We start from the raw sequence: 13,766 nt of genomic DNA on the forward strand, positions 1-13,766 counted from the left end.
TAACCCCTTCTCCCAACACGGCCTCCTGGCGTCCTGCCCGGTCGTGTCCTGCCAGCTTCGTCTCGCCCAGTTTCGCTTCCCAAGCGTACCCGCCGACCGAGCTATTGCCCGTTGATTGCTATCCGGAAATCCCCATGCATCTCAAAGACCTGAAGAAGAAGAAGCCCGCCGAGCTGGTCCAGCTGGCCGAGGAATTGGGGGTCGAGAGCGCCTCGACGCTGCGCAAGCAGGACCTGCTGTTCGCGATCCTGAAGGTGCAGGCTGACAATGGCGACCAGATCATGGGGCTCGGCACGATCGAGGTCCTGCCCGACGGCTTTGGCTTCCTGCGCTCGCCGGAGTCGAACTATCTGGCCGGTCCTGACGACATCTATATCTCGCCGAACCAGGTGCGGAAGTTCGGGCTGCGCACCGGCGACACGGTCGAAGGCGAGATCCGCGGGCCGAAGGATGGCGAGCGCTATTTCTCGCTGGTGAAGCTCACGGCCGTCAACTTCGACGACCCCGACGTCGTCCGCCACCGCGTCAATTTCGACAACCTCACGCCGCTCTACCCCGAGAGCAAGCTGACGCTCGATCCCGCCGACCCGACCGTCAAGGACAAGTCGGCGCGGGTGATCGACATCGTGTCGCCGCAGGGTAAGGGCCAGCGCACGCTTATCGTCGCGCCGCCACGTGTTGGTAAAACCGTCATGTTGCAGAACATGGCCAAGGCGATCACCGACAATCACCCCGAGGTGTTCCTGATCGTCCTGCTGATCGACGAGCGCCCCGAGGAAGTCACCGACATGCAGCGCAGCGTGAAGGGCGAGGTCGTCAGCTCGACCTTCGACGAACCCGCGCAGCGCCACGTCCAAGTCGCTGAAATGGTGATCGAAAAGGCCAAGCGCCTAGTCGAGCACAAGAAGGACGTGGTGATCCTGCTCGACTCGATCACGCGTCTGGGTCGCGCCTACAACACCGTCGTGCCGTCGTCGGGCAAGGTCCTGACCGGTGGTGTCGATGCGAACGCACTGCAGCGTCCGAAGCGCTTTTTCGGTGCCGCGCGCAACATCGAGGAGGGCGGTTCGCTCTCGATCATCGCCACCGCGCTGATCGACACCGGCAGCCGCATGGACGAGGTGATCTTCGAGGAGTTCAAGGGTACCGGCAACTCGGAAATCGTGCTCGATCGCAAGGTCGCGGACAAGCGCATCTTCCCGGCGCTCGACGTCGGCAAGTCGGGCACGCGCAAGGAAGAGTTGCTGGTCGACAAGGCCAAGCTCAGCAAGATGTGGGTGCTGCGTCGCATCCTGATGCAGATGGGCACGATCGACGCGATGGAGTTCCTGCTAGACAAGATGAAGGATTCGAAGACCAACGAGAATTTCTTCGACAGCATGAATCAATAACCGGATGCGGCCTGCGCCAAACTAGCGCGGGACTCGCACCGGTTCGGCCGGCGGGGCAGGGCCCCGACCGACGACATGGGCTTTGCCCATGTCCTGCCAAGAAGACCAAAGCGGCACGCGAGAGCATGGCTTTCGCGTGCCGCTTTGCTATTACCCCACCATGAAATCCGTCACCGGGAGCTGACATCTTGAGTATCATCGCCATGCTGGCAACCGCCGCATCGGGAGTCGCCGGACCCGGCTCACCGCTGGAGATTTGGCAGCACATCGTCGCGGACTTCTCCAACCTCGGCGATCCGAAGGCGCTCGCCGCGTTCGGATCGGTCCTGATGATCGACCTCGTCCTGGCGGGCGACAACGCGATCGTCGTCGGTGCACTCGCCGCCGGCCTCCCGGCCGATCAGCGCAAGAAGGTCATCCTGATTGGTATCGGCGCGGCGCTGGTGCTGCGCATCTTCTTCGCGCTGATCGTGACGTGGTTGATGGGCATCGTCGGGCTGATCTTCGCGGGCGGCCTGTTGCTGCTGTGGGTCTGCTGGAAGTTCTGGCGCGAAATCCGCGAGGGCGCACAGAACGCAGGGTCCGAGGAGATCGAGGGCGATGAACGCTCGGGTCTGCGGTCCTCGAAGGGTTTCGCAAGCGCGGCCTGGGCGGTTGCCGTTGCCGACGTGTCGATGAGCCTGGACAACGTCTTGGCGGTCGCTGGCGCGGCGCGCGAGCATCCGGGCATCCTCGTCATCGGCCTGCTGCTGTCGGTCGCGATGATGGGTCTTGCCGCGAACTACATCGCGCGCGTCATCAACAAGTATCGCTGGATCGCCTATATCGGTCTCGCCGTGATCCTCGTGGTTGCGATCAAGATGATCTACGAAGGCTGGGTCGGCACCGGCGATACGCTGGGGATTATCACGCTGCTGCGCTGATCGATCGCCGATTGTGGGATAGAAAAAGGCCTTGCCATGTGATCCCGGCGAGGCCTTTTTCATATCTGTCGTCAGCGCCCCCGTCATGCTGGAATAAGCCCGGGCTGACGGGGAGGGGACGTTAGCCCAGGTTCTCCGCGAAGAACCTTGCCGTACGCTCATCGGCCAGCTTCGCAGATGCGTTCGAGCGCCGCTCGCCGAACTCGGTCGCGAAGCCGTGATCCTCGCCCGCGTAATCGTAGATCCTCACCTTGGGGTGATCGTCGAGCCCGGCATGCATCGCCGCCTGCGCGTTCTTGTCGACGAAGTGATCCTCCTGCGGCACGTGCAACAGCACCGGGTGGGCGATCGCGTGCTTCTCGCCCAACAGACCGTCGATCCCGACGCCGTAATAGCCGACGCTCGCATCAACGTCGGTCCGGGCCGCGGTCATGAACGCTAGCCGTCCGCCGAGGCAGTAGCCCACTACGCCGACCTTGCTGCTATCGCCGAGCTCGGCACGCGCCGTGCGGATCGTGGCCTCGATATCTGCCACGCCCTTATCTTGGTCGAACTGCCCCATGAGCTCGAGCGCGTGATCGAACTCGGGCTTGATGTCCGGATCCAGTTCGATGCCGCGTTCCAGCCGCCAGAACAGGTCGGGCGCGATCGCCAGATAGCCGGCCTCGGCGAGCGTATCGCACTTGCGGCGGATGCCTGCGTTCACGCCGAAGATTTCCTGAATCACGATGATCGCGGCTTTGGGCGTGCCGGCGGGGGCGGCGCGATAGGCATGGAAATCGCCAGAGCCGTCGAGCGTCGCGATGGTTGTCGTGTTCGTCATAGCAATCCTCCTTGCGGCCGCTCGTGATCGAGCAGCCTGGATTTGGTGATGGGGCCGTTGCCCGCGGAATACGCACCAAGCGCCCCGCCGGCTCCAAGGATCCGGTGACAGGGCACGACGATCGGAAAAGGATTGCGCGCACACGCCCGGCCGATCGCGCGCGGGCTGGACCCGATCGCTTTCGCGCGCGCGCCGTAGCTCGCAGTCTCGCCGTATGCGATGTCTACGATCCCCTGCCGCAGGACCGCGCCGCGTTCGGTAGGCGAGGGGGCGAGCGGTAGGTCGAACGCCGTCAGCCGCCCGGCGAAATACGCCTTGAGTTGACGGAGCGCTTCTTGGATGGCTGGCGCATTGCTCGCCACCGCATCGCCCGATGCGAGGATCTCGATAGCGTCGATCCGGTTTGCGGTACCGGTCACGCGGACCAGTCCGATTGGCGTTGCGATCGAGGCTGCATCGCGCGCATACATTGCCACGCTATGCAGCGCGCGGATGGGCGGCTCAAGCGCCATCTGGGACGCGGTACATGAAGATGAATATCGAGATCGAATGCACCCCCGAAGAGGCGCGCCGCGCGGTCGGCCTGCCCGATCTGACACCGATCCACGATCGCTATGTCGCGATGATGATGGACGCGATTCCCGACGGCCAGATGAAGCCGGAGATGCTCGAATCGATGATGCGCGGCTGGCAGCCGATGGGCGAGGCGGGGATGGCGATGTGGAAACGGATGTTCGATACCGCGACCAAAAGCGGTAGCTGAGTTTCACGTGGATACGATTTTTGCGGTATCGAGCGGGCGACCGCCCGCGGCGATCGCTGTCGTCCGGATCAGCGGACCGCAAGCGTTCGCGGCGGCCGAAGCGCTGGCAGGCTCGTTGCCAGCCGCCCGCCACGCAAGCCTGCGGGGGTTGCGCGATGCGGATGGGGCATTGCTCGATCGTGCGCTGGTGATCGTCTTTCCGGGACCGACGACGGCGACCGGTGAGGATCTGGTCGAACTTCATTGCCATGGGGGCCGTGCGGTTATCGCCGTTGTCGAGCGCGCGTTGTCGGCGCAGTCCGGTCTCCGTCCGGCCGAGCCCGGTGAGTTTACCCGCCGTGCACTGACCAATGGCCGTATCGATCTCACCGAAGCGGAAGGCCTCGCCGATCTGCTCGAGGCGGAGACCGAGAGTCAGCGCATCGCCGCAATGACCGCAGCCGAGGGTCGCGTGAGCCAGACGGTTCGCGGCTGGATGGACTCCGTCGCAATGCTGTCCGCGCGGATCGAGGCGATGCTCGATTTCGCGGACGAGGACGATGTGGCGAGCGATACTGCCGCGTTCGACGCGATCGTTGCGGACATCGACTCGCTGGCCGCGAAGATCGAGGCGGTGGTCGACGCCCCGCCGGTCGAGCGCCTGAGGGATGGGCTTGGTGTCGTCATCGGCGGTCCGCCCAATAGCGGCAAGTCGACGCTGCTCAACCTGCTCGGAGAGCGCGACGCAGCGATCGTTTCGCCGATCTCCGGCACCACCCGCGACCGGATCGAGGTGCCGGTGATCCGCAACGGTGTCGCCTATGTGCTGACCGACACCGCCGGCCTGATCGATACGCAGGATCCGATCGAGGCGATCGGCGTGACTCTAGCCGAGGACGCACTCGCCGCAGCCGACATCGTGTTGTGGCTCGCCGACACCCCACCGCCGCGGACGGATGCTCTGTGGATCCATGCCCGTGCGGACTTGCCGGGGCGGGGGGGTATCCCGGCAGGACGCGCGCTCGCCATTGCGCAGACCGATCGCGGTTCGCTCGATCGGCTTTGGACGGAGATGCATAATCGCGCCATGACCCTGCTCCCACGCAGCGATGGAATTGCGCTCAAGCAGCTTCAGCGGCGGCAGTGCGGACTGGCCGCCGAGGCGCTGCGCTACCGGAGTTCCGACGCGCTCATTGTCGCTGAGCATCTTCGCCAAGCCCGCGCGATCTTGGCCGGCGTTCTGGGTCTCGACGCGACCGGGGAGATGCTCGACGCACTGTTCGGACGCTTCTGCATCGGCAAGTGATGTTCCACGTGGAACATCTTTGACGCGCCGACTGGGCCGCACTAGGGCTGAGCTATGTTCGATGTAGTGGTGGTTGGCGGTGGCCATGCCGGAACCGAAGCCGCAGCCGCGGCGGCGCGTAGGGGCGCGCGCACTGCGCTCGTGTCGTTCGACGCGCGGCATATCGGTGCGATGTCCTGCAATCCGGCGATTGGCGGCCTGGGCAAAGGGCATATGGTCCGCGAGGTTGATGCGTTCGACGGGCTGATCGCACGTGCTGCGGATGCGGCGGCGATCCACTACCGGATGCTCAATCGGAGCAAGGGATCGGCGGTGCAGGGCCCTCGCATCCAGGCAGACCGTCGGCTCTATTCGGGTGCAATCCAGACTATGCTGGCCGCGACCGAAGGGCTCGCTATCGTCGAAGGTGAAGCGACTGCGCTGCATTTCGACGGCGATCGGGTAGCTGGCGTCGTGCTCGCGGATGGCTCGATCGTCGCAGCCCGCGCAATCGTGCTGGCGACCGGCACGTTTCTCGGTGGGCGGATCTTCCGGGGGGATGATCGCGAGGAAGGTGGCAGGATCGGCGAACGCGCGGCCAAGCCACTCGCGGACCAGTTGCGCGCGCGGGACCTGCCGATGGCGCGACTGAAGACTGGCACACCGCCTCGATTGGACGGCCGCACGATCGACTGGGGCGCACTCGCCGAACAACCGTCGGACCTCGATCCGTGGACGATGTCGCCGATGACCCGCGCCCGCCCGCTCCCGCAGATCGCCTGCGCTATCACTCGTACGACCGATCGCACGCACGCACTTATTCGAGAGGCGTTCCATCGGTCGCCGCTGTTCACCGGTGCGATCGAGGCGGCAGGTCCGCGCTATTGTCCTTCGATCGAAGACAAGGTCCATCGGTTCGGCGACCGCGACGGGCATCAGGTTTTCCTCGAACCCGAGGGGCTCGACGACTTTACTGTCTACCCGAACGGGTTGTCGACCTCGTTGCCGGCAGAGGTCCAGGCAGAGATGCTCGCCAGCATTCCCGGTCTCGAACGCGTGCGAATGACGATGCCGGGCTATGCGGTCGAGTATGATTATATCGATCCGCGGGCGCTCGATACGCGGCTCGCGCTCGGTGCGATCGAAGGGGTGTTCTGCGCGGGTCAGATCAACGGTACCACCGGCTATGAAGAAGCGGCGGGGCAGGGGCTCGTTGCGGGGCTCAATGCTGCGGCGGATGCGTGCGACTTGGCCCCGGTGATCCTTGATCGCGCTTCCAGCTATCTCGGTGTGATGATCGACGATCTCACGCTGCAAGGCGTGACCGAGCCGTATCGAATGCTGACGGCGCGGGCGGAGTTCCGGTTGTCGTTGCGCGCGGATAATGCCGAGACGCGGCTGGGTGGGATCGCGGAGGCGGCGGGGTGTCTTGGACCGAAGCGGCTGGCGCATCAGCATGCGCTGGCTCAAGATCGCGCCCGTTTCCGCTCGGCGCTCGACGGGGAGCGGACCGCAACCCATGTGGCCGATCAGGGTGTAGCGATTGGTCGAGACGGTGCGCGGCGGACTGCGTTCGACTGGCTCCGGTTCGAGGGCGTGACGCTCGCGCATGTCGCGCCGGACGCGGCGGCGGGGATCCCGGCGGCGGTCGTTGACGAAGTGTTAGAGGACGCGCGCTATGCTCCGTATATCGAGCGGCAGGCGCAGGAGGTCGCGCGGCTGCGGGCCGACGAGGCGATCCGGTTGCCGGAAGACCTTGCCTATGACCGCGTGCCGGGCCTGTCGAACGAGATGATCGATCGTCTGAGCGCGGCGCGGCCGACCTCGCTAGCGGCGGCGGCTCGGGTGCGCGGGATTACGCCGGCTGCGTTGTCGGCGGTATTATTGCATACGAAACGAGTGCCAGCATGACCGAAGACGACGCGCAGAGTTGGACGACCGAGCGGTTCGGGGCGGAGGCGACCGGGCGTCTGGCGGCGTTCGTGGCGATGGTCGTCGAGGAAGCACCGCATCAGAATCTGATCGCGCCGTCGACGATCCCCACCATTTGGGACCGGCACGTGGTCGACTCGCTTCAACTCGTTGCCCTTGCGGGGGCGGATACGTCGGCGAAGCGGTGGCTCGATATCGGCACGGGCGGGGGCTTTCCCGGTATGGTTGTAGCCCTGGTTCGCGAGGGGCGGGTCGATCTTGTCGAACCCCGGCGACGGCGTGCAGACTTTCTTCAGCTCTGTGTCGCTCGGCTTGGCCTCGGCGATCAGGTTCGTGTCCATTCTTCCAAAGTGGAGAACGCAACTGCGGACGCGTCGATCATTTCCGCTCGTGCGGTCGCGTCGCTGCAAAACCTTTTGCGTGGGGCGGCACACTGCGCCACAACGCAGACGCGGTGGTTGCTTCCTCGGGGGCGTTTCGACGGAGAAGAGCTGGCCGCGCTCAAGCAGCATTGGCGGTTTATGTTCCACGTGGAACAAAGCGTCACGAACCCGGAGTCGTCGATCGTGGTTCTGGATCGGGTAAGCGCGCGATGATCACCATCGCGGTCGCCAATCAAAAGGGCGGGGTGGGCAAGACCACTAGCGCTATCAACCTCGCGACCGCGCTCGCGGCGACGGGCATGCGTGTGCTGCTGGTCGATCTCGATCCGCAGGGCAATGCGTCGACCGGGCTCGGCATCGGCCATTCGCAGCGCGAGCGATCGAGCTATGACGTGCTGGTCGGCGAGACCTCGATCGAAGAGGCGGTGGTCCATACGCGCGTGCCTCGGCTCGATATCGTGCCCGCCACGGTGGACCTGTCGGGGGCGGAGATCGAGCTGGTCGATTTCGACGCACGCACGCATCGGCTGGATCGCGCGGTGAAGGCGGCGCAGGGGCCGTGGGATATCGCGCTGATCGATTGCCCGCCGTCGCTCGGGCTGCTGACGATCAACGCGATGGTCGCGGCGGACTCGCTGCTGGTGCCACTGCAATGTGAGTTTTTCGCGCTTGAGGGGTTGTCGCAGTTGTTGAGTACGGTCGAGCGCATCCGCCAGCGGTTCAATCCGGGGTTGTCGATTCTGGGGGTCGCGCTGACGATGTTCGATAGGCGGAATCGCCTGACCGACCAGGTCTCGGCGGACGTCCGGGCTGTGCTGGGCAAGGTCGTGTTCGAGACGGTGATCCCGCGGAACGTGCGATTGTCGGAGGCGCCGAGCCATGGGTTGCCTGCGTTGATCTACGATCACCGGTGTTCGGGGTCACAGGCGTATATTGCGCTCGCGCGTGAACTGATCGGCCGGCTTCCCGCAACGACGCAGGCGGCGGCATGAGCGACGGTAACAAACGCGGCCGTCCAGGGCTGGGCAGGGGCCTCAACGCGCTGCTCGGCGAGATGGCGCGTGAGACGCCAGTGTCGGCTGATGGTGCAGCGCAGCAATCGTCGGGCGTGCGGATGCTGCCCGTCAGTTCGCTATCGCCGCATCCCGATCAGCCGCGGCGGCATTTCGACGAGGCGATGCTCGACGAGCTGGCGGCGTCGATCGCGTCGCGTGGGCTGATCCAGCCTATCGTCGTCCGGCCACATGGCCATGATTACCAGATCGTCGCGGGCGAGCGGCGCTGGCGGGCGGCACAGCGGGCGCGGCTGCACGAGGTGCCCGTCGTCGTCCGCGACTTCGACGATGCCGAGACGCTCGAGATCGCGCTGATCGAGAACATCCAGCGCGAGGACCTCAACGCGATCGAAGAGGCGCAGGCGTATCAGCGGTTGGCCGGTGAATACGGCCATACGCAGGAGGTCCTCGCCAAGATCGTCCACAAGTCGCGCAGCCATGTCGCGAACTTGCTACGGTTGCTGGAACTGCCGGCGCAGGTGCAGTCGCAGGTGGTCGATGGGTCGCTGTCGATGGGGCATGCACGGGCGTTGCTGGGGTCGCCCGACGTGGAGTCGCTGGCGGATCAGGTTGTCGCGCGCGGCTTGTCGGTGCGCGAGACGGAGAAGCTGGCGCGCGATGCGAAGCCTGGGCGGAGCCGTACCGGGAAGCCGGCCGAGCCTCGGATTCCGGATGCGGATATTGCAGCTTTGGAGCGGCAACTGGCGGATCTGCTCGGGCTTCAGGTGCGGGTTGCGCATACCGAGACTGGGGGCACGCTGACCCTTAGTTATTCTACGTTGGACCAGCTCGATATGGTGTGCCAGCGGCTGACGGGTGGGGCGATCTAGGTCGAGAGTACGCGTGTACGAATTAACCCTTTCGTTCGTGCTGAGCGAAGTCGAAGCACCTGCGCACCGGACCATCCTTCGACTTCGCTCAGGACGAACGGGGGAAGGGTGAGACGAACGGCGAGGGGGAGCGGAGGCAGACGCGAATGAGGTTGCGGAGGCCCATTAGTTTCGCCGAGCGATCGCTTGGGACAGCGCGACCACAGCCGCTTCGGCGACTACCCCGCCGGCATTCCCCGAGGCCATGATCGCGCGCTCTGCGGTTCGTACGCGCTGGATCGCGGTGGCGAGCATTACCGGTGACCAGCGGCGCAAGGATCGCGCGGTGCTCGCCTCTTCCTTGAAGAACACCCGGTGGCGTTTCATTACCGCGTCGACTGCTTCGCCGCGGTCGATTTCGCCGCGCATGTCGGCTAGCGCGATCAGGCGGCGGACGAGTTGGCGGAGCCACGGTATTGGCGAGGTGCCGGCTTCTTCGAGCACGGCAAGTTCGGCGCCTAGATCGTCGACCCGTCCATCTATCACGGCATCGATAGCGCGGCTCATTTCGGCATCGCCGAGGTCGGCTCCGACCGCATCGAGAGCGTGATGATCGAGGTCCGCCGGGCGATCGGGTGCGGCATCGAGGTAGAGTGCCAGCTTCTCGATCTCTCGCGTGATGACGGCGCGATCGCCACCGGTCGTATCCACCAGGCGACGCGCGACGCCCGGGGCGGGGCGGAGGCCGTGCTCGCCGGCGATCGTTGTTGCGAGGCGTTCGGCGTCCTGCGCGGTCGGGGCGTAGCAGGCGAACGCCATCGCGCGGGGGGAGTCGATCGCGAGCTTGACGATCTTGGCGGTTGATTTGACGGTTGGCGCGATCGCGACGACCGGATTGCCGACGCGCTCGGCCGCGAGCAGGTTGGTAAAGGCCTCCAGGCTTTCCTCGCCGGCTGAGGCGACGCGGACGAACCGAGCGCCTGCGAACAGCGACAGCGATGCGGCTTCGTCGGTCAGCCGGCCCGGATCGCTCTTGAGTGTCGAGCCGTCGAGATCGACGCGCTCGGCATCAGCCCCCATCGCCTTGGCGAGCACGCGGGCAAGATCACTTGCACCGGCCTCGTCGGGGCCGTGGAGCAGGTACAAGCGGATGTCGCCGCTAGGCTTGGCCAGCGCACCGCGGATCTGGCCGGCGCTGGCCTTCACTTTGCGGGCGTGGTGGCCTGCGCCGCCGCGACCGCAGGCGTATTCCGCGCATACAGCGCAATACGCGCGACGATCTGGTCGGCGACGATCTGCGACAGGCGTTCGAGCGCTGTGTTCTCGGCCGCGATCGTCGCATATTCCGAGCGAACGACGTCAATGCCGGCGTCGGAGCCAGCAGTCGCGTCGAGCAGTACCGAGCCGTCACCGATCCGTACGAGTTGATAGCGCGCGCGTAGAGTCCGGCGTTCGCGCGAGACGCTGTCGTCGGTGCGGACGCCGAGGCCGCTGATCTGGTCGTCGAGGCGGATGTCGATCCGGTAGAGTGCGGGCGCACCGTTCGATGGCAGGCGGTCGCGCAGGGCGGTGGCCATCAGCCAGCCGTTCTTGCCCGCGATCGGCGCGATCTCGACCTGGCCGAGCGCACCCGCAACCGGACCGCTGCTGCCGCCTGCGTAGAGCGGATGCAGACCGCAGCCGGACAGCGTTACCGATAGCACGAGTGCACCGGCGAGGATCGCAAGCCGCTTCATGCGACGATGTTCACGAGACGGTCGGGCACGACGATCACTTTCCGGGGCGGATTGCCCTCGAGCAGGCGGACGATCTTCTCGGAGGCTAGCGCGGCGGCTTCGACCTCATCCTTCGGCGCGCCCTTGGCGAAGACGAGCGTGTCGCGCAGCTTGCCGTTGACCTGCACCGCGATCGTGACTTCGTCGTCGACCAGCATCGCGGGATCGACGATCGGCCACGCGGCATCGGCGATCAGGCCGTCATTGCCCGCGGTCGCCCAGGCTTCCTCGGCGACGTGCGGGACCATCGGGCTGACGAGCAGCAGCAACGTGCGGACTCCCTGTTCGCGGTCGGCGGAGGGCGGTGCCTTCTCGATCGCGGTGCACAAGGAATAGAGCCGCGCGACTGCCTTGTTGAACTGCAAGGCGTTGATATCGCTCTCGATACCGACGGTCGTCCGGTGGCAGAGTTTGCGCAGCGCGACGTCGTCGCCCTCGGCCTTGGCGGCATCGTCGGACTCGATCAGCCGCCAGAGCCGCTGGACGAACCGCCAGGCGCCTTCGATGCCGGATTCGCTCCACGGGAGATCGCGCTCGGGGGGCGAGTCGGAGAGCACGAACCACCGGACCGCGTCGGCGCCATATTGGTCGACGATCGGCTCGGGATCGACGGTGTTCTTCTTCGACTTCGACATCTTCGTCACGCGACCGACCGTCACAGGGCCTCCGGTCGCGATCTCGATATACCCTGCATCGATCTTGCGGACCTCGTCGGGAGACAGCCACTTCGTCTTCACCGGCGCGTCGCTCGAATCGTCCTCGTCGGTGTCGATCTCCGGCTGCGTGTCGCCGGCGTCGCCTCGACTATACGTCTCGTGCGTCACCATGCCTTGCGTGAACAGTCCCGCGAACGGCTCGGCGATGTCGAGCATGCCGATATGCTTCAGCGCGCGCGTCCAGAAGCGTGCGTAGAGCAGGTGCAGGATCGCGTGCTCGACGCCGCCGATATACTGGTTGACCGGCAGCCACTTCTCCGCGCCCGCCCGGTCGAACGGTTTCGCGTCAGGCTGGCTGGCGAAGCGAATGAAATACCACGACGAATCGACGAACGTGTCGAGCGTGTCGGTCTCGCGCCGCGCATCGCCGCCGCAGGACGGGCAGGGCACGTGCTTCCACGTCGGATGGCGATCGAGCGGGTTGCCGGGGATGTCGAACGAGACGTCCTCGGGCAGCACGATCGGCAATTGGTCCTTGGGCACCGGCACCGCCCCGCACGCGTCGCAGTGGATGATCGGGATCGGCGTGCCCCAATACCGCTGGCGGCTGACGCCCCAGTCGCGCAGGCGGAACACGGTCGTGCCCTTGCCCCAGCCTTCGCCCTCGGCGCGCTCGATCACGGTGCGCTTGGCGTCCTCGATGTCCATGCCGTCGAGGAAGTGCGAGTTCACCAGGCTGCCGGCGCCGGTCCAGGCGGTGTCGCCGACGAACACCGGGGCCTCGTCATCGCCTTCGCTGACGACGCGCTTGACAGGCAGGTCGTATTTGCGTGCGAAATCGAGATCGCGCTGGTCGTGCGCAGGCACGCCGAACACCGCGCCGGTGCCGTATTCCATCAGCACGAAGTTCGCGATGTAAACGGGGAGGTGCCACGTCTTGTCGAGCGGATGCACCGCACGAATGCCGGTGTCGAAGCCGAGCTTTTCCTGCGTGTCGAGTTCCGCTGCGGTGGTGCCGCCGCGCTTGCAGAGTTCGATGAACGCGGCGGCGTCCGGGTTCGTCTCGGCGATGGCGCGCGCGATCGGGTGATCGGCGGCGACCGCGACGAAGCTGGAGCCGAACATCGTGTCGGGGCGGGTGGTGAAGACCTCGACCGACTCTATTCCCCTTCCGCTTGCGGGAGGGGTTAGGGGAGGGGAGGCGCCCCCAATCGCTACCGTCGCGTTCGTGTCAGGCCCTCCCCCGACCCCTCCCGCGAGCGGGAAGGGAGCAGTGAGCTGGAACTTGAACTGCAGGCCCTGGCTGCGGCCGATCCAGTTTTCCTGCATCAGCTTGACCTTGTCTGGCCAATGCTCGAGCGCGCCGAGGCCGTCCACCAGCTCGTCGGCGAAGTCGGTGATCTTCAGGAACCACTGCGACAGTTTCCGACGCTCGACCAGCGCGCCGGAACGCCAGCCGCGACCGTCGATCACCTGCTCGTTGGCGAGCACGGTCATGTCGACCGGGTCCCAGTTTACTGCCGATTCCTTGCGGTAGACCAAGCCTGCCGCGAACAGATCCAGGAACAGCGCCTGCTCATGCCCGTAATATTCGGGCTCGCAGGTCGCGAGTTCGCGCGTCCAATCGAGCGCGAAGCCCAGGCGCTTCAGCTGCGCCTTCATCGTCGCGATGTTGGCGCGCGTCCAATTGCCCGGATGCACGCCCTTTTCCATCGCCGCATTCTCGGCGGGCATGCCGAACGCGTCCCAGCCCATCGGATGGAGCACTTCCATGCCCTTCATCCGACGGAAACGCGCGAGCACGTCGCCCATCGTGTAGTTCCGGACATGCCCCATGTGGATGCGCCCCGACGGATAGGGGAACATCTCGAGCACGTACGAACGCGGCTTGGTCGACAGATCGTCAGCGGCGAACGTCTTGCGCTCGTCCCAGACCTTCTGCCACGCCGCGTCCGCCTTCAACGCATTGAAACGCGACGCCATTATTTCGTC

Annotated in this window: 13 protein-coding genes; 8 read left to right on the top strand and 5 right to left on the bottom strand. The window is 65.6% G+C overall.

Going from position 1 to position 13,766, the window contains the following annotated elements; genetic code table 11:
- Nucleotides 1–134 precede the first annotated feature (134 nt).
- Both rho and QFZ54_RS13665 read left to right on the top strand, forming a co-directional pair.
- On the top strand, nucleotides 135–1,391 hold the full coding sequence (rho, locus tag QFZ54_RS13660; protein WP_031395107.1) for a transcription termination factor Rho: 1,257 nt from the start codon (nucleotides 135–137) through the stop codon (nucleotides 1,389–1,391).
- 203 nt (nucleotides 1,392–1,594) lie between these two features.
- On the top strand, nucleotides 1,595–2,314 hold the full coding sequence (locus QFZ54_RS13665; protein WP_307089460.1) for a TerC family protein: 720 nt from the start codon (nucleotides 1,595–1,597) through the stop codon (nucleotides 2,312–2,314).
- Nucleotides 2,315–2,435: 121 nt separating this feature from the next.
- Here QFZ54_RS13665 and QFZ54_RS13670 read toward each other — a convergent pair whose 3' ends face one another.
- Together QFZ54_RS13670 and QFZ54_RS13675 are read right to left on the bottom strand one after the other, a co-directional pair.
- Nucleotides 2,436–3,137, bottom strand: coding sequence for a dienelactone hydrolase family protein (locus QFZ54_RS13670; protein WP_307087933.1), 702 nt, complete (start codon nucleotides 3,135–3,137; stop codon nucleotides 2,436–2,438).
- Nucleotides 3,134–3,649, bottom strand: coding sequence for a methylated-DNA--[protein]-cysteine S-methyltransferase (locus QFZ54_RS13675; RefSeq protein ID WP_307087935.1), 516 nt, complete (start codon nucleotides 3,647–3,649; stop codon nucleotides 3,134–3,136). The genes QFZ54_RS13670 and QFZ54_RS13675 overlap by 4 nt, the downstream gene beginning before the upstream one ends.
- A 14-nt stretch (nucleotides 3,650–3,663) precedes the next feature.
- Between QFZ54_RS13675 and QFZ54_RS13680 the strand changes: the two genes are divergently transcribed.
- Genes QFZ54_RS13680 through QFZ54_RS13705 form a run of 6 tightly spaced genes read left to right on the top strand, consistent with a single transcriptional unit; the run spans nucleotide 3,664 to nucleotide 9,364 of the window.
- Nucleotides 3,664–3,900 (top strand): DUF6489 family protein, encoded by a 237-nt coding sequence (locus QFZ54_RS13680; protein WP_187502488.1) that lies wholly within the window; start codon nucleotides 3,664–3,666, stop codon nucleotides 3,898–3,900.
- Nucleotides 3,901–3,907: 7 nt separating this feature from the next.
- Nucleotides 3,908–5,185, top strand: a complete 1,278-nt coding sequence (gene mnmE / locus QFZ54_RS13685) for a tRNA uridine-5-carboxymethylaminomethyl(34) synthesis GTPase MnmE (RefSeq protein WP_307087937.1) — start codon at nucleotides 3,908–3,910, stop codon at nucleotides 5,183–5,185.
- A 54-nt stretch (nucleotides 5,186–5,239) separates the two neighbouring features.
- Nucleotides 5,240–7,075: a tRNA uridine-5-carboxymethylaminomethyl(34) synthesis enzyme MnmG gene (gene mnmG, locus QFZ54_RS13690; RefSeq protein ID WP_307087938.1), complete on the top strand. Its 1,836-nt coding sequence runs from the start codon at nucleotides 5,240–5,242 to the stop codon at nucleotides 7,073–7,075.
- On the top strand, nucleotides 7,072–7,692 hold the full coding sequence (gene rsmG / locus QFZ54_RS13695; protein ID WP_307087940.1) for a 16S rRNA (guanine(527)-N(7))-methyltransferase RsmG: 621 nt from the start codon (nucleotides 7,072–7,074) through the stop codon (nucleotides 7,690–7,692). The genes mnmG and rsmG overlap by 4 nt, the downstream gene beginning before the upstream one ends.
- Nucleotides 7,689–8,471 (top strand): ParA family protein, encoded by a 783-nt coding sequence (locus QFZ54_RS13700; RefSeq protein WP_307087942.1) that lies wholly within the window; start codon nucleotides 7,689–7,691, stop codon nucleotides 8,469–8,471. Before rsmG ends, QFZ54_RS13700 begins: the two co-directional genes overlap by 4 nt.
- Complete coding sequence (locus QFZ54_RS13705) at nucleotides 8,468–9,364, top strand: ParB/RepB/Spo0J family partition protein (protein ID WP_307087943.1); 897 nt, start codon at nucleotides 8,468–8,470, stop codon at nucleotides 9,362–9,364. Before QFZ54_RS13700 ends, QFZ54_RS13705 begins: the two co-directional genes overlap by 4 nt.
- A gap of 165 nt (nucleotides 9,365–9,529) precedes the next feature.
- Here the strand turns inward: QFZ54_RS13705 and holA are convergent, their stop codons facing one another.
- From holA to leuS, 3 genes are read right to left on the bottom strand one after another with little or no spacing between them, the layout of a single operon-like run.
- Nucleotides 9,530–10,549, bottom strand: coding sequence for a DNA polymerase III subunit delta (gene holA, locus QFZ54_RS13710; RefSeq protein ID WP_307087945.1), 1,020 nt, complete (start codon nucleotides 10,547–10,549; stop codon nucleotides 9,530–9,532).
- Nucleotides 10,546–11,079, bottom strand: a complete 534-nt coding sequence (gene lptE, locus QFZ54_RS13715; protein WP_307087948.1) for an LPS assembly lipoprotein LptE — start codon at nucleotides 11,077–11,079, stop codon at nucleotides 10,546–10,548. Before lptE ends, holA begins: the two co-directional genes overlap by 4 nt.
- Nucleotides 11,076–13,757, bottom strand: a complete 2,682-nt coding sequence (gene leuS, locus QFZ54_RS13720) for a leucine--tRNA ligase (protein WP_307087950.1) — start codon at nucleotides 13,755–13,757, stop codon at nucleotides 11,076–11,078. Before leuS ends, lptE begins: the two co-directional genes overlap by 4 nt.
- Nucleotides 13,758–13,766: the final 9 nt, after the last annotated feature.

The organism is Sphingomonas faeni (genome assembly GCF_030817315.1).
Lineage (GTDB): Bacteria > Pseudomonadota > Alphaproteobacteria > Sphingomonadales > Sphingomonadaceae > Sphingomonas > Sphingomonas faeni_C.

What these genes read in the sequence shown, in the direction of transcription:
- rho (WP_031395107.1), top strand. Translation starts at nt 135, where the DNA reads ATGCATCTCAAAGACCTGAAGAAGAAGAAGCCCGCCGAGCTGGTCCAG.
- QFZ54_RS13665 (WP_307089460.1), top strand. Translation starts at nt 1,595, where the DNA reads ATGCTGGCAACCGCCGCATCGGGAGTCGCCGGACCCGGCTCACCGCTG.
- QFZ54_RS13670 (WP_307087933.1), bottom strand. Translation starts at nt 3,137, where the DNA reads ATGACGAACACGACAACCATCGCGACGCTCGACGGCTCTGGCGATTTC.
- QFZ54_RS13675 (WP_307087935.1), bottom strand. Translation starts at nt 3,649, where the DNA reads ATGGCGCTTGAGCCGCCCATCCGCGCGCTGCATAGCGTGGCAATGTAT.
- QFZ54_RS13680 (WP_187502488.1), top strand. Translation starts at nt 3,664, where the DNA reads ATGAAGATGAATATCGAGATCGAATGCACCCCCGAAGAGGCGCGCCGC.
- mnmG (WP_307087938.1), top strand. Translation starts at nt 5,240, where the DNA reads ATGTTCGATGTAGTGGTGGTTGGCGGTGGCCATGCCGGAACCGAAGCC.
- rsmG (WP_307087940.1), top strand. Translation starts at nt 7,072, where the DNA reads ATGACCGAAGACGACGCGCAGAGTTGGACGACCGAGCGGTTCGGGGCG.
- QFZ54_RS13700 (WP_307087942.1), top strand. Translation starts at nt 7,689, where the DNA reads ATGATCACCATCGCGGTCGCCAATCAAAAGGGCGGGGTGGGCAAGACC.
- QFZ54_RS13705 (WP_307087943.1), top strand. Translation starts at nt 8,468, where the DNA reads ATGAGCGACGGTAACAAACGCGGCCGTCCAGGGCTGGGCAGGGGCCTC.
- lptE (WP_307087948.1), bottom strand. Translation starts at nt 11,079, where the DNA reads ATGAAGCGGCTTGCGATCCTCGCCGGTGCACTCGTGCTATCGGTAACG.
- leuS (WP_307087950.1), bottom strand. Translation starts at nt 13,757, where the DNA reads ATGGCGTCGCGTTTCAATGCGTTGAAGGCGGACGCGGCGTGGCAGAAG.